The sequence below is a fragment of the Burkholderia sp. NFPP32 genome (assembly GCF_900119325.1).
In the GTDB taxonomy this organism is placed as follows: domain Bacteria; phylum Pseudomonadota; class Gammaproteobacteria; order Burkholderiales; family Burkholderiaceae; genus Burkholderia; species Burkholderia pyrrocinia_C.
The window spans coordinates 24,476-42,454 of the sequence record NZ_FPJP01000016.1; the positions used below are offsets into that span (position 1 = coordinate 24,476).

Here is a 17,979-nt window from a genome sequence, read left to right on the forward strand (position 1 = left end):
GCCCGGACAGAATGAGAGGGAGACTTCATGAAGAAGCTGATTGTCGCGGGTGTCGTCGCAGGCGTGTCGACGCTCGCATCGGCCCAGCAGGCGGGCGACAACGTCGCGACGCTGGGCTGGCTGCACATCATGCCGCAGGATTCGACCAACGGCCTGACGACGAATCTCGCGAACATGCCGATCAACGGGCCGCTGCGCCTGCCCGGGTCGTTCACGTCGCCGGGCACGAGCCTGACGGTCAACAACGCCGATACGGTCGGCCTCACGCTTACGCACTTCTTCACCGACCACATCGCGGTGACGTCGGTGCTCGGCGTGCCGCCCGAGTTCACGCTGACCGGGCACGGCGTGATCCGGCCGCCGGGCCCGGCCGGCTCGCTCGGCTCGGTCGACATGGACAAGACGTCGAATCAGCCGGCCGTGAAGAACGCGCGGCAGTGGAGTCCCACGATCATTCTGCAGTACTACTTCAATGCGCCGACGGCGAAGTTCCGCCCGTTCGTCGGGATCGGCGTGGCCTATAGCTGGTTCAGCAACATCGAGCTGAACGGCAACTTCGCGAAGGACATCAACGAAAACCTCGGCAGCGTGCTCGCGGCCGGCGCCGGCAAGCCGGGGCCGACGTCGGTGGAGGGCAAGGCGTCGTCGTCGTTCACGCCGGTCTACAACATCGGCGCGAGCTATGCGATCGACAAGCACTGGGGGCTCACCGCGACGCTGACGTACATGCCGCTGAAGACGTACTCGTCGCTCGTGATCAAGGCGGCCGACGGTTCGACGCTCGCGACCACGCGCACGCGGCTGAAGGCCGATCCGCTGATCACGTTCGTCGGGATTTCCTACAAGTTCTGAGCCGACCGGCGCGCATGACGCGTGCCGGCGGCTTCCTGCGACCGGCCGGCCGGGCTCTTTCGGCCGGACGGTTGCGTTCCTGGCGGCGTGCCGCCATTTGTGAAGAGAGGGGGCAGTTCAAATGAGCATTCGCAAAATCGTATCGCTTGTTGCTGCAGTGGCATTCACCGCGGTTTCGGCCGCGCCTGCTTTCGCAGTCACCGTTTCGCGCGCTGACGGGCAGCCGATGAACCCGAACGGCGAGCCGTTCTCCGTATCGGGGCTCACGACGCTGAGCAAGGGATCGATCAGCGCAAACTGTACCGCGACGTTCAACGGGACGATCACGTCGACCGGCATCGTCCACATCACGTCGACGCAGTTCGCCGGAGGCGCCACGTGCGGACTGATCAGCGGTAGCGCGAGCAGCACGTCGCCGTGGACGGGCCAGGCCGACAGCACGACGCAGCTGTCGATCAACAACGTGCAGGTGAACGTCGCGCTGCTCGGCGCGTGCGGCCCGAGCAAGGTGGTAACGGCATGGAACGATCCGAACTCGTCGCTGACGTTCAATAACGCTGCATTGACGCCGAATTGCACGGTGTCCGGCACGGTCACGACGTCGCCGAAGTTCCACGTGCAGTAAGCGTCGCGGATCGAAGCGGGGCGTCCGCCGTGCGCGAGGGCCGTGCGGCATGCGCGGCGGGTTTCCGCAGCTTCGATGCATTCGAGCCGTCGCGCGTATCGGCGCGACGGCCGATTGGCCGCCCGCGTCGCGATCCGATGCGGGCGGACCTGCAAGGTCGGCACGGTGTACCGCGCGGACTGAAACGACATTATTCCAATTGGCCAGAACACTCCCGGACGACCCATGCTCACCGACCCAGCGAAGTATGGTGATGCCCGCGGCGCGACGCCTGACCGGCTGCGCACGGCCGCGTGGCTGCAGTACCTGATCGAACATCTCGACGCCGCCGCTTGCGCACCGGCGGCGGGCGACCCCGGCGACACGGCAGTCGTCGCGTCATACGCGATACGCATGCGGGCAGGCGAGAGCCTGTCTCGTGACGCAGCGGCCGTTCTTCACGGGCTTGCGCCGTGGATCGCAACGGATGGCGGCGGCTGCGCTTGCGACCCGACCGACGTGCTCGGCGCGTGCTCGCATGTGCCTTCCGCGCGGCAGCTTGCCGAAGCTGAACGCTGTTGCCCCGGCTCGCGCGCCGTGTTCGATGCGGCGCACGGCGTGATCGATGCGTGCGCATTCGACGATCCCGATGTCGGCTGGGCCGCGCTCGCGCGGATTGCCGGCGGTGTCGAATGCAACGGCGAAGACGCTGGCGAACGTACCGCACATGAAAGAGAAGAGCATGGCAAGGCGCCGCCTGCGAAGAACCTGAGAGAAAAGCTGGCTGTCATCGCGGCGGCGAGTGCGGAAACGTCGGCCCGTCGCGGTGCCATCATCGACGCGATCGTGCTGCGCGTGTGCGGCCCACGCGACGACGCATCACGCATCGACGAGATGGCCGCGCTCGCGATGTTCTCGGCCGCGCTTGCCGCAGGCAACGGGATCTCCGTTGCCGCGTATGGTGGTCAGCACAACCTCGTCGCGCGGGCGATCCGTACGCATCGCGCCGATCTCGCATCGGTGGACGGGTTGCTTGCCGCGCTGTCCGTGTGCCGGCTCGACCGACTCGCCGGCGCGGGCAGCTTCTGGGCGTACTACCTGCTGACGGGCATCGTGATCGCCGCGCCGGACGCGGTGCGCGAAATCGGCCGTCGTTTTCATGGCGACACATGGCAGACGTGGCTCGACGACGTGCTCGCGTGGCCGGCGGTCAGCCGCTTCGGGCCGAAGGAGGATGTCGCGTTCGAACGCCTGCGCGACGCGATGAGCCTGACGTCGCGATGGAACCCGATCGTCCGCGCAAAGCGGGTGCGGACGCGGGCCGTGGCGACTGCCAGGTTCGGCGAAGACGCGTAGAAGGCCCGCTGACACTCGGCTTTTGCCGACATGAAGCGACATGACCTGCGCGCGAGCACCCGTTCGCGCTGAAATAGGGCACCCCATTCGCGCGCGCGAGTGGGGTATGAGCCGGCGGCGCCCCTAGCCGCCACGCGCGGTCGGCGCCTCCCGCCGACCGCGCGCCATGCCATCCTGACTGACAGCGCGGCGGCGGCAGATCCGGGCCGCATCGTCCGGACGCAGTATGATTCCGCAGACGATGCCGGCGATCGAACGATTCGGAGTACCCGCCCGCACCTCCGAAGATCCGCCAAGCTTGTCGAAAGCCGGAAGCGAGACGCAGTCGCGTGAGAGCGCCGCTGCCGAACCCGCGTCCGGATCACCTTCATCGAAACGGTCAGTCAGATGTCAAAGCACAACAAAAAAATTCTTCTCCTGAGCGTCAGCGCCGGCGCCGGTCATACCCGCGCGGCCGAAGCGATCCGCGCATTTGCCGACAGCCATCCCGCCGGCATCGAAGCCACGCACCTGGACGTGATGGATTTCGTCTCCACCGGCTTTCGCAAGCTGTACACCGACCTCTACATCAAGCTCGTCAGCAGCCAGCCGGCGCTGTGGGGCTACCTGTACCAGAAGACTGACGAGGTCGATCCCGCCGCGCCGTCGCAGAAGATCCGGCGCGCGATCGAGCGGCTCAATTGCCGGCAGTTGCTCGCGGAAATCGAACGGCAGCGCCCGGACGCGATCATCTGCACGCACTTTCTGCCCGCCGAACTGCTGTCGCGCGAGATCCGTAAGGGGCGCGTCGACACGCCGGTGTGGGTGCAGGTCACCGATTTCGACCTGCACAGCATGTGGGTCGTGCCGAACATGCGCGGCTACTTCGCGGCCAACGACGAGATCGCGTGGCGCATGCACGCGCGCGGCATGGCGCCCGAAACGGTGCACGTCAGCGGTATCCCGATCATGCCGGCGTTCGGCCGGCCGCTCGATCGCGCAGCCTGCGCGGCAGAGTTCGGCCTCGATCCCGCACGACCGACGTTCCTGATGATGTCCGGCGGCGCGGGTCTCGGCGGGCTCGACGTGCTGGCGACGCGGCTGCTGGAGATGGACGCCGATTTCCAGTTGATCGCGCTGGCCGGCAAGAACCAGACGATGCTGGCGTCGCTGCAGACGCTCGCCGCGCAGCATCCGGGCCGGCTCTTTCCGCAGGGTTTCACGCAGCAGGTCGAACGCCTGATGGCCTGCGCCGACCTCGTCATCACGAAGCCGGGTGGCCTGACGACGTCCGAATGTCTCGCGATGCAGCTGCCGATGATCGTCAACTCGCCGATTCCCGGCCAGGAGGAGCGCAATGCGGATTTCCTGCTCGAACAGGGCGTTGCGCTGAAGGCCATCGACGACGATGCGCTCGTCTACCGGATCCGCGCGCTGCTGCAGACGCCGGAGCGCCTGGCCGACATGCGCCGCCGTTTGGCCCCGCTCGGGCGGCCGCTGGCCGGACGCTTCGTGCTCGATCGCGTACTCGGCCTGGAGCCTGCCGCATGAGCGTCGCGCGCTTTGTGCCGACGCGCCAAACGCTGTTCGTCGTCGCATGGGTCATGTTGCTCGCGTTCTTTTTCGCGAACGTCGAGATCCAGATCGAGGGCAGCGCGGGGTGGGCCGCCAACCTGCCGACCTGGCGCATCGACAAGCACTGGCTGCTCGACATCCTCTGGGGCGGGCGCCCGATGACCGGATACCACGCGTGGGTGTTCCCGTTCGTCGCGCTGTTCTTCCACCTGCCGCCCGTATTCAACGGGCGCTGGTCGTGGCGCATCGAAGCCCGCATCATCGCGTGCATCATGGTGTTCTGGCTGACCGAGGATTTTCTGTGGTTCGTGCTGAATCCGGCCTACGGTCTTGCCCGCTTCAACCCGGCGCACGTGCCGTGGCATGTCCACTGGCTGGGCGTGGCGCCCACCGACTACTGGACCATGAGCGCCGCCGCGATCGTCCTGTTCATCCTGTCGCGCGAGCGCAAGCGCGCATTCCACTGAACACCGAACCAACATGAAAATCGCCTTCATTGCCGCGATCGCCGTCACGCTTGCCGGGCTCGTGCAGCCGGCATACGCGGACGCGGTTTCCGGCGTTGCGGCCCGACCGATCGCGGCCCGACCGATCCAATGGGCGCAAAACATTGCCGATGCGCGCGTGAACAACCTGCATCGCATCACGCCGGCGTTGTACCGCAGCGCGCAGCTCTCGCGGGAAGACGTGCCGGAATTGCAGAAGCTCGGCATCCGCAAGGTCATCAGCTTCCGCGCGTTTCACGCGGACGACAGCATCCTGGCCGGCACGCAGATCACGATGCAGCGCATCCGGATCAACACGTGGTACATCCGCGACGAAGACATGGTCGCCGCGCTGAAGACGCTGCGGACCGCCGACCAGGATGGTCCTGTGTTGATTCACTGCCAGCACGGCGCGGATCGCACGGGGCTCGTGTCCGCGCTGTACCGGATGGTGTACCAGGGCTGGACGCGCGAGCAGGCGCTCGATGAGTTGCAGCACGGCGGCTACGGGTTCCATCCGATCTGGCAGAACATCACGAATTACCTGAAGCACGTCGACGTCGAGCGTTTGCGGCAAGAGGTCAACAACGGCTGAGCCGGAAAGGAAAAACGCCGCTGACGGTGATCGTCAGCGGCGTTTTTAGTGGGCGTTCGGGCAGTGCGCCCGCCGTCGTCAGACCGTCTCCGGCTGCCGCACCGCCTTCGCGACGAAGTAACGCACGACGAAGCACACGAGCGGCTTCCTGCCGCGAATCTGAAGTGTGGTCATGATTGGCGCCTTGTGGCCCGACAGACTTCCTTTCTTCAGAAGCGGGGGCTAACAAGGCCGTGCACTCGTGCAACATGCGATCTGACCTCCGCACTGCCCCGGATAGTCCGCGTAGCCCCGGGACGGTCTGATCGGCCGCTTCTTTGGTGTGGAGCTGCTTAACTCCACTATATTGTGGCTATTTGCGTAATATTTCCGATAAGGCACGGAATTGAGGAATTACGCCTCTTGAACCAAGGTGGCGTTAATTCTATAATTTTGGGTGCTAACTGGCATAGAAGGGGGTAGATACACACTATGTTGGATTTAAGCTTTAGCAAGCCGAGTGAGGTCGTCAAGCGCCTCTGCGATCGCTTGCGCACAGAGCGTTTGGCTCTGGGCATGACACAGTCGGATCTGGCCGGGCGTGCCGGCATTGGGGCCAACACCGTGTCCAACCTGGAGGCCGGGCGCAATGTTGGCTTCGAGGCCGTGGTCCGGGTGGCGATGGCGCTCGGCCGAATCAAGGAGTTCGAAGGTCTGTTCCAGCCAAAGCTGGACAGCATCGAGGACATTCTGCGCTACGAGAAAACAGCCAAGCGCCTCCGTACAAAGAGAAAGTCCAGCAATGCCTGAACAAGTGAATGTCTTCTACGAGGGCTGGGGGGAGCGATGGCATTGGGGCACGCTGGTTTCCACGACTGCCCTGACCGGTCGCCCACTGATCGTGTTCGAGTACAGCAACGAGGCCAGGCAAAGGGGCCTGGAGCTGTCTTCGTACACGCTGCCGCTGGAGGGCCCTCAGTTGCGGCGAGATTTCCCAGGCCATCAATTGCAACTTCCGGGGCCTGTCTATGACGCCTTGCCAGACGGGTGGGGCATGCTGCTGATGGACCGTATGTTCAGGCGCCGTGGACTCAACACGGCCCGCATTGGCGCCCTGGAGCGGTTGGCCTATATCGGTAGCAACGCGATGGGGGCCATGACGTTTGAACCCGTCGCACCCGAAGGAGAGGCGCCGGACGTCCACATCCCGCTGCAACAGCTTGCCGCCGAAGTGCAGGAAGTGCTCCATGGTGAAGGTAGTGAGTTCCTGCAGACGTTGCTGCGGGTGGGCGGCTCGCCCCAAGGTGCAAGGCCCAAGGCCTTGGTCTATCGCGATCCGCAAACCGGTGGGTTTACCACGGCCGTCACGCCGGGCTTCGACGCCTGGCTGGTCAAGTTCCCGGCCAGAGAAGAGCATGCCGAGGTGTGCGCCATCGAGATGGTCTACGCCGAATGTCTGCGCAGATGTGGCATCGAGACCCCGGACACGCAGTACTTCAGTTTGCCCAATGGGCTGGCGGCGTTCGCCAGCAAGCGCTTTGATCGGCATGACGGATTGCGCGTCCCCATGCAGAGTCTCGCGGCGTTTACGGGGGCCGATTACCAGATTGCGGGGTCGTTGGACTACTTCAACTTCTTGCGGGCGACCCAGATCTGTACCAACGATGTGCGAGAGATGGGGAGGGCCTTCGAGCGCGCCGTCTTCAACGTCGCGTTCAACAACCGAGACGACCATCCCAAGAACTTCTCCTACGTCATGGCGCCAAATGGTCAGTGGAGACTGGCGCCGGCCTACGATGTGACCTTCTGCGAGGGACCCGGTGGATATCACCAAATGGACGTGATGGGTGAGGCACTGGAGATTTCCCGCGCACACATGCTTCGGCTTGCCGAGGAAGCCGAAGTGCCCCAGGACGTTGCCAGCAGAATGATTGACGGCATTTGCGAAGTGGCCAGCCAATTCTCGGACACGGCCGAGAACATGCACCCGCGGATTATTAATCGAGATACCTTGCGCACGATCCAAGGCCGCATCAACGAGAACGTTGCTCTGCTACGCCAGGGTCCCGCAGGCCGCGCCCACCGGTGAAGATGAACCGGCCGACGAACGGTTCAGAAGTCCTCCAGCCGTTCGCCCGGTAGCGCGTACTGCACCCGCTGGTACGGCGGGAACACGTACATGACCAGATCGGGATTGGGCAGCCGATGGAACGGGCGGTAGATCTCGTTCTGAGCCGTGTGGGTGTGAGCGCTGCCGTCAATCGGTGCGTCCTGCTCAGGCAATGGCCGGCACAACTGCTGGCGGCGTCGAGCAGCAGGCGTGCGGACTGGCCGCCTTCCGCATTCGCCAAAAGAGCGCGACGTCTTCGCGGGTTTTCGTTCTACTTGCCGCTCGTCCGCGCTTTCGGCGGTGCAGTGGCATGCGTACTCGACTGTCGTCGGCTGGTCCGCTGCCCTGAACCCCGGCAGCCTCATTTCAAAGCGCGTGCGCCCGCGAACTCATCCGGCCGATGTGATCACATGGCTGCAAGTCGGGAACTCGCTTCCGCGCAAGTCACCGTAAAAGAAACGAAAACGCCGCCAACCATCATTGCCGGCGGCGTTTCGTCAATATGCCGATGAGCGGGCAGCACGCCCGCCGTCGTCAAACCGTCTCCGGCTGCCTCACCGCCTTCGCGACATCGCGCGCGAGCGCGCCGTTCGCGACGAAGTACGGCACATCGACGCGCGCGAGCGGCTGCTTCCCACGAATCTTGTCGGCGATCTTCTCCGCGATCATGATCGTCGGCGCGTTCAGGTTGCCGGTCGTGATGATCGGCATGATCGACGCATCGACGACGCGCAGGCCTTCCAGCCCGTGCACGCGACCCTCTTCGTCGACCACCGCCATGTCGTCGTAACCCATCTTGCACGAGCACGACGGATGGAACGCGGTCTCCGCACGAGCACGCACGAACGTGTCGAGCTCCTTGTCGGTCTTGCAGTCGGCGCCCGGGTTCAGCTCGCGGCCGCGATAGCGGTCGAGCGCGGGTTGCCGCATGATCTCGCGCGTCGCGCGGATCGCATCGCGGAACTCGCGCCAGTCGAGCGCTTCGGCCATGTAGTTGAACAGGATGCTCGGATGCTGGTTCGGGTCGCGCGAGCGCAGCTTCACGCGGCCGCGGCTCGGCGAGCGCATCGAGCCGACGTGCGCCTGGAAGCCGTGCATCTCGATCGCGTTCGAGCCGTTGTAGTTGATCGCCACCGGCAGGAAGTGATACTGGATGTTCGGCCAGGGATCGTCGTCGCGCGTGCGGATGAAACCGCCCGCCTCGAAGTGGTTGCTCGCGCCGAGGCCGGTGCCGTTCAGCATCCATTCGAGGCCGATCTTCGGCTGGTTCCACCACTTGAGCGCCGGGTACAGCGACACGGGCTCCTTGCACTCGTACTGGATGTACATCTCCAGGTGGTCCTGCAGGTTCTGGCCGACACCGGGCAGGTCGAGCACGACGGGAATGTCGAGTTCCTTCAGCCACGCGCCGGGGCCGACGCCCGAGCGCTGCAGCAGTTGCGGCGATGCGATCGCGCCGCTGCACACGAGCACTTCGCGGCGCGCATGCGCGGTCGCGCGCTCGCTGCCGCGCAGGTACGTGACGCCCGATGCGCGCTTGCCGTCGAACAGGATGCGGTCGGCGAGCGCATGCGTGACGATCTCGAGGTTCGGCCGCGCACGCGCCTGGTCGAGATAGCCGCGCGCGGTGCTCGCGCGGCGGCCGCGCGGCGTGACGGTGCGGTCCATCGGGCCGAAGCCTTCCTGCTGATAGCCGTTCAGGTCGTCGGTGCGCGGATAACCGGCCTGCACGCCCGCGTCGACCATCGCCTCGAACAGCGGGTTCACGCCCGGCTTGCTGGTGGTGACCGACACGGGGCCGTTGCCGCCGTGGTAGTCGTTCGGGCCGACGTCGCGCGTCTCGGCTTTCTTGAAGTACGGCAGGCAGTCGAGATACGTCCAGTTCTCGAGGCCCTTGTGCGTCGACCAGTTGTCGTAGTCGAGCGCGTTGCCGCGGATGTAGCACATGCCGTTGATCAGCGACGAGCCGCCGAGCCCCTTGCCGCGGCCGCATTCCATCCGGCGGTTGTCCATGTGCGGCTCGGGATCGGTCTCGTACGCCCAGTTGTAGCGGCGGCCCTGCAGCGGATAGGCGAGGGCGGCCGGCATCTGCGTGCGGAAGTCGAAGCGGTAGTCGGGGCCGCCCGCTTCGAGCAGCAGCACCGTGACGTCCGGATCTTCCGTCAGGCGCGTTGCGAGCACGTTGCCCGCGGAGCCTGCGCCGCAGATGATGTAGTCGTATTCGCGTGTCGTCATGACGGGTTCTCCTCCTTTAAAACACCGGGTTGTAGCGGCCGAGCTCGACCTGCACCGACTTGATCCGAGTGTAGTGCTCGAGCGTCGTGATGCCGTTCTCGCGTCCGACACCGGATTGCTTGTATCCGCCAACCGGCATCTCGGCCGGCGATTCGCCCCACGTGTTGATCCAGCAGATGCCGGCTTCGAGGCGATGGATCGTGCGGTGCGCGCGCGACAGGTTCTCGGTCACGACGCCGGCCGCGAGGCCGTAGTGCGTGTCGTTCGCGCGGGCGATCACTTCGTCCTCCGATTCGAAATCGAGGATGCTCATCACCGGCCCGAAGATTTCCTCGCGGACGATCTTCATGTCGTCGCGGCAGTCGCCGAACACGGTCGGCGCGACGTACTGGCCGCTGCCGAAGTGGCCGTCGGTCAGGCGCGTGCCGCCGGCGAGCAGCTTCGCGCCTTCGGCCTTGCCGCTTTCGATGAAACCGAGCACCTTGTCGAGCTGTGAGGCCGACACGAGCGGGCCGAAGTTGGTGTCGGCATCGGTCGGCTTGCCGACGCGGATGCGCTTCACGCGCTCGAGCACGCGCTGCGTGAACGCGTCCTTGATCGAGCGGTGCACGAACACGCGCGTGCCGTTCGTGCAGACCTGGCCCGAGCTGAAGAAGTTGGCGGTCACCGCGATGTCGGCCGCGCGGTCGAGGTCCGCATCGTCGAACACGATCAGCGGCGACTTGCCGCCGAGCTCCATCGTCACTTCCTTCAGCGACGATGCGCCGGCCAGCGACATCACCTTCTTGCCCGTCTCGACGCCGCCGGTGAACGACACCTTCGCGATGTCCGGGTGGCCCGTGAGCAGCGCGCCGGCCGAGCCGTCGCCCTGCACGACGTTGAACACACCGGCCGGCATGCCGGCTTCCGTATAGATTTCCGCGAGCTTCAGCGCCGTCAGCGGCGTGACTTCGCTTGGCTTGAACACCATCGCGTTGCCGGCCGCGAGCGCGGGCGCGGTCTTCCAGCACGCGATCTGGATCGGGTAGTTCCATGCGCCGATGCCCGCGCACACGCCGAGCGGCTCGCGGCGCGTATAGACGAACGAATCGGCGCGCAGCGGCACCTGCAGCCCTTCGATCGCGGTCGCGAGGCCCGCGTAGTACTCGATCACGTCCGCGCCGGTGACGATGTCGACCGCGAGCGTCTCGCCGATCGGCTTGCCGGTGTCGCGCGTTTCCAGCGCCGCGAGCTCGTCGTTGCGCTCGCGCAGCAGGTCGACCGCGCGGCGCAGGATGCGCGAGCGCTGCATCGCGGTCATCACGGCCCATTCGCGCTGGCCTTCCTGCGCGGACGCAACCGCGCGGTCGACGTCGGCCGCGCTCGCCTGCTGCACCTGCGCGAGCAGCTCGCCGGTGGCGGGATCGAAGGTATCGAAAGTCTTGCCGCTCGTGGCGTCGACGTAACCGCCGCCGATGTAGAGGCGCTGCAAACCGAATACGGACATGAGGATCTCCTTGAGGGCGACTGCGTGCGCGTCAGTCGGACGCGAGCAGCAGGTCGATGTAATCGTGGGCGAGCTTCAGCGCCGCCCGGGTGTCGATGGGGCCGCCGGCGAGCGCGCCGCGCAGCCACAGGCCGTCGATCAGCGCGGCGAGGCCGCTGGCGGCTTCGAGCGCCTTCGTGCGCGGCAACGCCTTCGCGAATTCCGCGCACAGGTTCGAATGAAGGCGCCGCGTGTTGACGTGCTGCAGGCGCTTGAGCATCGGGTCGTGCATGCTTTGCGACCAGAACGCGAGCCACGTCTTCATCACGGGCGCGCTGACCTGCGTCTCGTCGAAGTTCGCGGCGACGACTGCACGCAGCCGCGAACGCGGATCCTTGCGTGCCGCCACGCGGCGGCGCGTGGTGGCCGACCACAGGTCGCGCAGCACGTGCCGCATCGTCGCTTCGAGCAGGCCGTCCTTGTCGCCGAAGTAGTGGCTGACGATGCCCGTCGAGATCTTCGCGCGTTGCGCGACCGATGCGAGCGTCGTGCCGGGCAGGCCCGCTTCGTCGATCGAACGCAGCGTGGCGTCGATCAACTGCGCGCGGCGTATCTCCCGCATTCCGACTTTCGGCATCGCGACTCCCTTCGCCCGGACGGGCCATCCATGGAAGTCGAGAGCTTAGCGGTTTTTTATTGAACGATCAATCAACAAAAAATCAGGGGTCTGACGATGACGGGGTCTCGGCGGTGTGTGGCGGATCGACCGCTTGCCGCGATGTGCAGATGCGGAAAAACGAATTGAAAGACGGTTAAATAAGCTGGAGTTTGTTTAAAACGGTTTGTGAAAAATGGTGCAATGCGCTGGAAAATTTCAAGGTGCGTTTCTATTACGAAATGAAAGAGTGTGGATGTCTGTAATATTATTCGCGATGTGGAATGGCGAGTGATGGCGGTGAAGATGGGTAAATTCAGGAGGTCTGTTTTAATCAGTCGATTAAAATGGAATATCACTTTGAATTTAAAGAGAAATACTTGATTTCCCTATGCCAGGGAGCGATGCTCGCAAACGATTGCCAGCGCCTTTGTGGCGATCCCTCATACCATATAAATTGATAAAAAAATTTGAATCCGTTGTATTCCCGGGTCGAGTAGAGGGAATCGTTGAGTGACTTGAGTCAGTAATATTGTCCGTATTAGTATGGCGCCGCACTACGAGGAATGAATTGGCGCCGCCGGTATTTGCCGCGGTGCGTCGGCAATGGGCGCGACGAAGGACCGCGCGCGGGGCCGGCACCAGCCATTGCGCACCTGCAGCATGCCGCGACGTCGAGACGCCGCGTCCACCGGAGAACGACGATGCCGACCGAAAAACACGTGGTCCCGCTGCCGAATGGTCTGAAGGTCTACGTCGAACGGAACGTGTTCGACCCGGCGTTCGACACGGCGATGCTCGTCAACGGCGCGCTCGCGACGACCGCGTCGTTCGGGCAGACCGTCCAGTATCTGGGCGAGCGGATGAACACGATCTGCTTCGACCTGCCGTACGCGGGGCAGTCGCGCCAGCACAATCCGGGCTGCTTCATCCTGACCAAGGACGACGAAGCCGCGATCCTCCAGCATCTGGTCGAGCGCTTCGCGCCGGCATTCCTCGTGTCGGTGTCGTGGGGCGGCGTCGCCTCGCTGTTCGCGCTCGCGCGCGGCTGCCCGAGCGTGCGGCGCGCGGCGATCTGCTCGTTCTCGCCGTTCCTGAACGACGCGATGGTCGACTACGTGACGCGCGCACGCGATCACATCGCGGCCGGCGAGAACCTGAAGGCCGCGCAGCTGCTGAACGACACCGTCGGCCGCTACCTGCCGCGCATCATGAAGCTGTACAACTACCGGTATCTCACGCGCCTGCCGCGCGACGAGCAGGACCAGGTCGCGTTCCACGTCGACCAGATCCTGTCGCTGCAGCCCGAGCGCTACTTCAGCGAGTTCTCGAACATCGGCTGCGAGCTGCTGTTCCTGAACGGCGAGCGCGACGAATACACGACGCCGGCCGACGTTCGCCAGCTCGGCGCGCACGTGCCGCGCGCGCGGTTCGCGACGGTGCCGGACGCCGGCCATTTCCTCGACATCGAAGGCCGCGCGCAGCGCGAACACACGCGGGCGGCGCTGCTCGACTTCTTCTGCGACGGGTCGCCGGCCGCGGCCGGCATGGCGCACGCCGCCGCGCATGCGTGCGTGCCCGCGCCGATCCACGCGCTGTCGTCGTGACGCCGAACGTCGTGCCGTGGGCTCGGCCCGCGCACCCGAATTCCCATCCCAACGAGGCAGGCCAGCCGTGAATATCGTTCAGACCATCGCCATCGTCGTTCCCTGGGCCGCATGGCTCGCGTACTGGATCGCCACGTCGCAGGGCGTGAAGACGACCGTGCGCAAGGAGGCGTCGCGCTCGCGCACGCTGCAGTCGATTCCGCTGATCGTCGGCGGCGCGCTGATCATCCTGCCCGATCCGGCATGGCAGGCGCTCGTGCCGGACTGGCAGCGCTTCGGCCTGCAGGCGCAGTGCGGGCTCGCGGTGCTGGTCGCGGGCCTGCTGTTCTCGGTGTGGGCGCGGCTGCATCTCGGCACGAACTGGAGCGTGTCGGTCACGCTGAAGGAGGACCACGAACTCGTCCGCACGGGGCCGTACGCGCTCGTGCGTCACCCGATCTACACGGGCTGCCTGCTCGCGCTCGTCGGCGCCGCGTTGATCGGCGGCGAATGGCGCGGCGCGATCGGCGTGCTGCTCGTGTTCGCGTCGCTCGCGTACAAGGTGCGCGTCGAGGAGAGCTGGCTGACCGGGCGTTTCGGGCCGGCGTACACGCAGTACCGCCGCGAAGTCGCGGCGCTGATTCCCGGCTTCTACTGATTCCCGCGAGGCGCGCGATGGCGAAGATGATCGTGACCGCGATCGGCTCGGCGGGCGACGTGCATCCGTTGCTCGGCGTCGCGCGCACGCTCGCGGCGCGCGGTCACGCCGTCGTGTTCTGCACGCACGCGCCGTTCGAGGCGGCCGTGCGCCGTTGCGGTTTCGCATTCGTGCCGGTCGGCACCGCGGCCGAATACGAGGCCGCGATGGCGAACCCCGCGCTGTGGGACCCGCGCACGTCGTTCCGCACGCTGTGGCAGGTGATCGCGCCGATGCTGCGCCCGCATTACGAGGCGCTGCATGCGCTGACCGACGACGATACGGTGCTCGTCGGCACGCTGTGGGCGTTCTCCGCGCGTTTCATGCAGGAGCTGCACGGCACGCCGTACGTGTCGGTGCAGGTGTCGCCGTCGACGCTGCTGTCCGCGCATGCTCCGCCGACGCACCCGCGCCTGACGATTCCCGCGCGCTGGCCGCTGCCGGTGAAGGCGGCGCTGATGACGCTGATCGAGCGACAGGTGCTCGACCGCGTATGCGGCCCCGCGCTCGACGCGGTGCGTCGCGAACTCGGGCTCGCGCCCGCGCGGCGCGTGCTCGGCCGCTGGCTGCATTCGACCGACGGCGTGTTGTGCCTGTTTCCCGGCTGGTTCGCGCCGCCGCAGCCCGACTGGCCGTCGAATCATCTGCAAAGCGGCTTTCCGCTGTTCAACGACATCGCGGCGCCTGACGAAGATGCGGAACTCGATGCGTTTCTTGCGGCCGGCGAGCCGCCGGTCGTGTTCACGGCCGGCTCGACGCTCGTCGATCACGCTGCGTATGCGCGCGCGACGGCGGACGCGCTGCGCGCGACGGGCGCGCGCGGGATCCTGCTGACGCCGCACGATGCCGCGCCGGACGGCAACCGGTTGCTCGTGCGCCGCTTCGTGCCGATGCGCACGCTGCTGCCGCGTTGCCGCGCGCTCGCGCATCACGGCGGGATCGGCACCGCGGCGCTCGCATACGAGGCCGGGATCGTGCAGGTCGTGACGCCGTTCGCGCACGACCAGTTCGACAACGCGCAACGCGTCGCGGCGAGCGGCTGCGGCGTGCGTGTCGATGGCCCGATCGATGGCGCGCGTCTCGGCGCGGCGCTTGCGCACGTGCTCGACGAACCTGCATTCGCGGTGCATGCGGAGCGCGCGCGCGCGCTGCTCGCCGCCGCGCCGGACGGCTGTCATGCGGCCGCCGATTTCATCGAACGGTTCGCGCCGAAGCGCGGGCGGGCGACCAAGCGGGCCGATGTCGCGGTGGTCGGCGCATGAGCACCGCGTCGCCGCTTCGCGATGCGCCCGGCGTGCCGTCCGCATTCGACGCACCGGCCCCCACGCCGGCCGCGCAGCCGGTGCGCGGCATCCGGCTCGCGCTGCTGACGTTCGCGCTGTCGCTCGCGACCTTCATCGAGGTGCTCGACTCGACCGTGACGAACGTCGCGGTGCCGGCGATCTCCGGCAGTCTCGGCGTATCGAACAGCCAGGGCACGTGGGTGATCAGCTCGTATTCGGTCGCGGCTGCGATCGCGGTGCCGCTGACCGGCTGGCTCGCGCGCCGCGTCGGCGAATTGCGGCTGTTCGTCGGCGCGGTGCTGCTGTTCACGCTGACGTCGCTGCTGTGCGGGCTCGCGCGCGACTTGCACGTGCTGGTGATCTGCCGTGCGTTGCAGGGGCTGTGCTCGGGGCCGATGGTGCCGCTGTCGCAGACGATCCTGCTGCGCACGTTCCCGCCGGACAAGCGCACGATCGCACTCGCGCTGTGGGCGATGACGGTGCTGCTCGCGCCGATCTTCGGGCCGGTGGTCGGCGGCTGGATCGTCGACAACTTCTCGTGGCCGTGGATCTTCCTGATCAATTTGCCGATCGGACTGTTCTCGTTCGCGGTGTGCACCGCGATGCTGCGCCCCGACGCGCAGCGCGGCGCGGCCGGACCGATCGACGCGCCGGGCATCGTGCTGCTGGTGATCGGCGTCGGCTCGCTGCAGGCGATGCTCGATCTCGGCCACGATCGCGGCTGGTTCGATTCGCCGCTGATCGTCACGCTCGCGGTGGTCGCGGCGCTCGCGATCGTGTCGCTGCTGATCTGGGAGGCGGGCGAAGCACACCCCGTCGTCGATCTCGGCCTGTTTCGCGACCGCACGTTCTCGTTCTGCGTGCTGATCATCTCGCTCGGGATGATGAGCTTCTCGGTGGTCGGCGTCGTGTTTCCGCTGTGGATGCAGGCCGTGATGGGCTACAACGCGTTTCATGCCGGGCTCGCGACCGCATCGCTCGGCGTGCTCGCGCTCGTGTTCTCGATCCTCGTCGGGCTGCATGCGCACCGCTTCGACGCGCGCGTGCTCGCGACGTTCGGCTTCCTCGTGTTCGCGGCCGTGCTCGCGTGGGACGCGCATTTCACGCTGAAGATGACGTTCGCGCAGATCGCCGCGCCGGGGCTGATCCAGGGGATCGGGCTGCCGTGCTTCTTCATTCCGCTGACCGCCGCGACGCTGTCGCGCATTCCGGACGACCGGCTCGCCGCCGCGTCGAGCCTGTCGAACTTCCTGCGCACGCTGTCGGCCGCATTCGGCACCGCGATGAGCGTGACGCTGTGGGACAACCGCGCGACCTATCACTACGACGTCGTGTCGCAATCCGTCACGCATGCGTCGGCGAATACGCAGCGCTTCGTGCACACGCTGAACGCGATGGGCGTGGACGGCGTGCGCGAGCTGACGACGCTGCACCAGGTCGTGATGCAGCAGGCTTACATGATGGCGACGAACGACATGTTCTGGATGGCGAGCATGACCTGCCTCGTGCTCGCCGCGATGATGTGGCTGACGCGGCCGAAGCGCGGCGCGGCGGCGTCCTTCGGGCATTGAGGAGACGAACATGACGACACTCGGCGCACTCGTGATCCTGTATCACCCGAGCGACGCGCAGCTCGAAGCGCTCGGCGCGTGGCGGCACGCGTGCGACGCGTTGCTCGTCGTCGACAACACGCCGCAACCCGATGCGCGGGCGCGCGACCTGTGTGCGCGCGAAGGCATCGCGCTGCTGCATCACGGCAACCGCGGCGGGATCGCGGGCGCATATAACGCGGGGCTCGCGGCGCTGTTTCGCGATCGCATCGATGCGGTCGCGCTGTTCGATCAGGATTCGACGGTGCCGGCCGCGTATTTCCCGGCGATGCGCGATGTCTGCGCGGGGCTCGCGGGGCGCGCGTTCCTTGCCGGCCCGCGCATCTTCGACGAGAACGCGCGCAGCTTCCTGCCCGAACTCTCGACCAACGGGATCGGGCTGCGCCGCCTGCGCATCGAGCCGGGTGCGCCGCTGCAGCGCTGCGCGTTCCTGATCTCGTCGGGCTGCGTCGTGTCGCGCGCCGCGTTCGACGTGCTCGGCCGGTTCGACGAGACGCTGTTCATCGATCACGTCGATACCGAATACAGCTTCCGCGCACTGTCGCGCAACGTGCCGCTCTATGTCGTGCCGTCGCTGGTGCTGCCGCACCGGATCGGCGCGAAGCAGCGTCATGCGATCGGCCCTTTTGAAATGACGTCGATGAATCACTCGTGGCAACGGCGCTACTACAGCGCACGCAATGCGGTGCAGCTCGGAATGCAGTACGGGCTGCGCTTTCCGGTGGCGATCGTGCCGAACCTGCTGACCGTGTGGCAGGTCGTGCAGATCGCGCTCGTCGAGCGCGACAAGCGCGCGAAGCTCGCCGGCATCCTGTTCGGTGTCGCCGATGGCCTGTTCGGCCGGCTCGGCCCGCTCGAACGCACGCGGCCGCGGCTGGCCGCACGCGCGCAGCGCATTCGGCAGGGGTGAGGG

General features: G+C 66.2%; 16 protein-coding genes and 1 pseudogene. 13 read left to right on the plus strand and 4 right to left on the minus strand.

The features are described from left to right. The first annotated feature begins 27 nt into the window (after window positions 1-27). The 8 genes from BT264_RS25795 (at window position 28) to BT264_RS25830 (ending at window position 7,514) form a co-directional block, all read left to right on the plus strand. Window positions 28-852, plus strand: a complete 825-nt coding sequence (locus BT264_RS25795; RefSeq protein ID WP_072442016.1) for an OmpW/AlkL family protein — start codon at window positions 28-30, stop codon at window positions 850-852. Between the two features lie 121 nt (window positions 853-973). Further along, window positions 974-1,477: a hypothetical protein gene (locus BT264_RS25800; RefSeq protein ID WP_034180772.1), complete on the plus strand. Its 504-nt coding sequence runs from the start codon at window positions 974-976 to the stop codon at window positions 1,475-1,477. 225 nt (window positions 1,478-1,702) lie between these two features. Continuing rightward, window positions 1,703-2,812, plus strand: coding sequence for a hypothetical protein (locus tag BT264_RS25805; protein WP_072442015.1), 1,110 nt, complete (start codon window positions 1,703-1,705; stop codon window positions 2,810-2,812). A gap of 387 nt (window positions 2,813-3,199) precedes the next feature. Beyond that, the gene (locus BT264_RS25810; RefSeq protein ID WP_072442013.1) at window positions 3,200-4,342 is read left to right on the plus strand and encodes an MGDG synthase family glycosyltransferase; all 1,143 of its coding nucleotides are present in this window, start codon (window positions 3,200-3,202) and stop codon (window positions 4,340-4,342) included. Then, window positions 4,339-4,833 carry a hypothetical protein gene (locus BT264_RS25815; RefSeq protein WP_072442011.1) on the plus strand — a complete coding sequence of 165 codons (495 nt, stop codon included), beginning with the start codon at window positions 4,339-4,341 and terminating at the stop codon, window positions 4,831-4,833. Before BT264_RS25810 ends, BT264_RS25815 begins: the two co-directional genes overlap by 4 nt. Window positions 4,834-4,846: 13 nt before the next feature. Next, the gene (locus BT264_RS25820; RefSeq protein ID WP_072442009.1) at window positions 4,847-5,446 is read left to right on the plus strand and encodes a dual specificity protein phosphatase family protein; all 600 of its coding nucleotides are present in this window, start codon (window positions 4,847-4,849) and stop codon (window positions 5,444-5,446) included. 471 nt (window positions 5,447-5,917) lie between these two features. Further along, complete coding sequence (locus BT264_RS25825; RefSeq protein ID WP_072442007.1) at window positions 5,918-6,235, plus strand: helix-turn-helix domain-containing protein; 318 nt, start codon at window positions 5,918-5,920, stop codon at window positions 6,233-6,235. Then, window positions 6,228-7,514, plus strand: a complete 1,287-nt coding sequence (locus BT264_RS25830) for a type II toxin-antitoxin system HipA family toxin (protein WP_072442005.1) — start codon at window positions 6,228-6,230, stop codon at window positions 7,512-7,514. The genes BT264_RS25825 and BT264_RS25830 overlap by 8 nt, the downstream gene beginning before the upstream one ends. Window positions 7,515-7,537: 23 nt before the next feature. On the opposite strand, the pseudogene BT264_RS37555 reads toward BT264_RS25830, so the two are convergent. The 4 genes and pseudogenes from BT264_RS37555 to betI form a co-directional block, all read right to left on the minus strand. Continuing rightward, window positions 7,538-7,767: pseudogene (locus tag BT264_RS37555) on the minus strand (TIGR03751 family conjugal transfer lipoprotein); the annotation flags it as partial. A gap of 302 nt (window positions 7,768-8,069) precedes the next feature. After that, window positions 8,070-9,770, minus strand: coding sequence for a choline dehydrogenase (gene betA, locus BT264_RS25840; protein WP_072442001.1), 1,701 nt, complete (start codon window positions 9,768-9,770; stop codon window positions 8,070-8,072). A 16-nt stretch (window positions 9,771-9,786) separates the two neighbouring features. Continuing rightward, a complete protein-coding gene (gene betB, locus BT264_RS25845; protein WP_072441999.1) occupies window positions 9,787-11,256 on the minus strand; it encodes a betaine-aldehyde dehydrogenase in 1,470 nt (489 codons plus the stop codon). Window positions 11,257-11,287: 31 nt separating this feature from the next. Next, entirely contained in the window at window positions 11,288-11,872 is a 585-nt protein-coding gene (gene betI, locus BT264_RS25850) for a transcriptional regulator BetI (protein WP_072441997.1), read from the minus strand. A 722-nt stretch (window positions 11,873-12,594) separates the two neighbouring features. On the opposite strand from betI, the gene BT264_RS25855 reads away from it, so the two are divergent. The 5 genes from BT264_RS25855 (at window position 12,595) to BT264_RS25875 (ending at window position 17,976) form a co-directional block, all read left to right on the plus strand. Continuing rightward, entirely contained in the window at window positions 12,595-13,497 is a 903-nt protein-coding gene (locus BT264_RS25855) for an alpha/beta fold hydrolase (RefSeq protein WP_072441995.1), read from the plus strand. A 67-nt stretch (window positions 13,498-13,564) separates the two neighbouring features. After that, complete coding sequence (locus BT264_RS25860; protein WP_072441993.1) at window positions 13,565-14,134, plus strand: methyltransferase family protein; 570 nt, start codon at window positions 13,565-13,567, stop codon at window positions 14,132-14,134. Window positions 14,135-14,151: 17 nt separating this feature from the next. After that, window positions 14,152-15,435, plus strand: a complete 1,284-nt coding sequence (locus BT264_RS25865) for a glycosyltransferase (RefSeq protein ID WP_072441991.1) — start codon at window positions 14,152-14,154, stop codon at window positions 15,433-15,435. Beyond that, window positions 15,432-17,027 (plus strand): DHA2 family efflux MFS transporter permease subunit, encoded by a 1,596-nt coding sequence (locus BT264_RS25870; protein WP_072441989.1) that lies wholly within the window; start codon window positions 15,432-15,434, stop codon window positions 17,025-17,027. The genes BT264_RS25865 and BT264_RS25870 overlap by 4 nt, the downstream gene beginning before the upstream one ends. A 10-nt stretch (window positions 17,028-17,037) precedes the next feature. Next, the gene (locus BT264_RS25875) at window positions 17,038-17,976 is read left to right on the plus strand and encodes a glycosyltransferase family 2 protein (protein WP_072441987.1); all 939 of its coding nucleotides are present in this window, start codon (window positions 17,038-17,040) and stop codon (window positions 17,974-17,976) included. Window positions 17,977-17,979 lie beyond the last annotated feature (3 nt).

What these genes read in the sequence shown, in the direction of transcription:
- BT264_RS25795 (WP_072442016.1), top strand. Translation starts at nt 28, where the DNA reads ATGAAGAAGCTGATTGTCGCGGGTGTCGTCGCAGGCGTGTCGACGCTC.
- BT264_RS25800 (WP_034180772.1), top strand. Translation starts at nt 974, where the DNA reads ATGAGCATTCGCAAAATCGTATCGCTTGTTGCTGCAGTGGCATTCACC.
- BT264_RS25805 (WP_072442015.1), top strand. Translation starts at nt 1,703, where the DNA reads ATGCTCACCGACCCAGCGAAGTATGGTGATGCCCGCGGCGCGACGCCT.
- BT264_RS25810 (WP_072442013.1), top strand. Translation starts at nt 3,200, where the DNA reads ATGTCAAAGCACAACAAAAAAATTCTTCTCCTGAGCGTCAGCGCCGGC.
- BT264_RS25815 (WP_072442011.1), top strand. Translation starts at nt 4,339, where the DNA reads ATGAGCGTCGCGCGCTTTGTGCCGACGCGCCAAACGCTGTTCGTCGTC.
- BT264_RS25820 (WP_072442009.1), top strand. Translation starts at nt 4,847, where the DNA reads ATGAAAATCGCCTTCATTGCCGCGATCGCCGTCACGCTTGCCGGGCTC.
- BT264_RS25825 (WP_072442007.1), top strand. Translation starts at nt 5,918, where the DNA reads ATGTTGGATTTAAGCTTTAGCAAGCCGAGTGAGGTCGTCAAGCGCCTC.
- BT264_RS25830 (WP_072442005.1), top strand. Translation starts at nt 6,228, where the DNA reads ATGCCTGAACAAGTGAATGTCTTCTACGAGGGCTGGGGGGAGCGATGG.
- betA (WP_072442001.1), bottom strand. Translation starts at nt 9,770, where the DNA reads ATGACGACACGCGAATACGACTACATCATCTGCGGCGCAGGCTCCGCG.
- betB (WP_072441999.1), bottom strand. Translation starts at nt 11,256, where the DNA reads ATGTCCGTATTCGGTTTGCAGCGCCTCTACATCGGCGGCGGTTACGTC.
- betI (WP_072441997.1), bottom strand. Translation starts at nt 11,872, where the DNA reads ATGCCGAAAGTCGGAATGCGGGAGATACGCCGCGCGCAGTTGATCGAC.
- BT264_RS25855 (WP_072441995.1), top strand. Translation starts at nt 12,595, where the DNA reads ATGCCGACCGAAAAACACGTGGTCCCGCTGCCGAATGGTCTGAAGGTC.
- BT264_RS25865 (WP_072441991.1), top strand. Translation starts at nt 14,152, where the DNA reads ATGGCGAAGATGATCGTGACCGCGATCGGCTCGGCGGGCGACGTGCAT.
- BT264_RS25870 (WP_072441989.1), top strand. Translation starts at nt 15,432, where the DNA reads ATGAGCACCGCGTCGCCGCTTCGCGATGCGCCCGGCGTGCCGTCCGCA.
- BT264_RS25875 (WP_072441987.1), top strand. Translation starts at nt 17,038, where the DNA reads ATGACGACACTCGGCGCACTCGTGATCCTGTATCACCCGAGCGACGCG.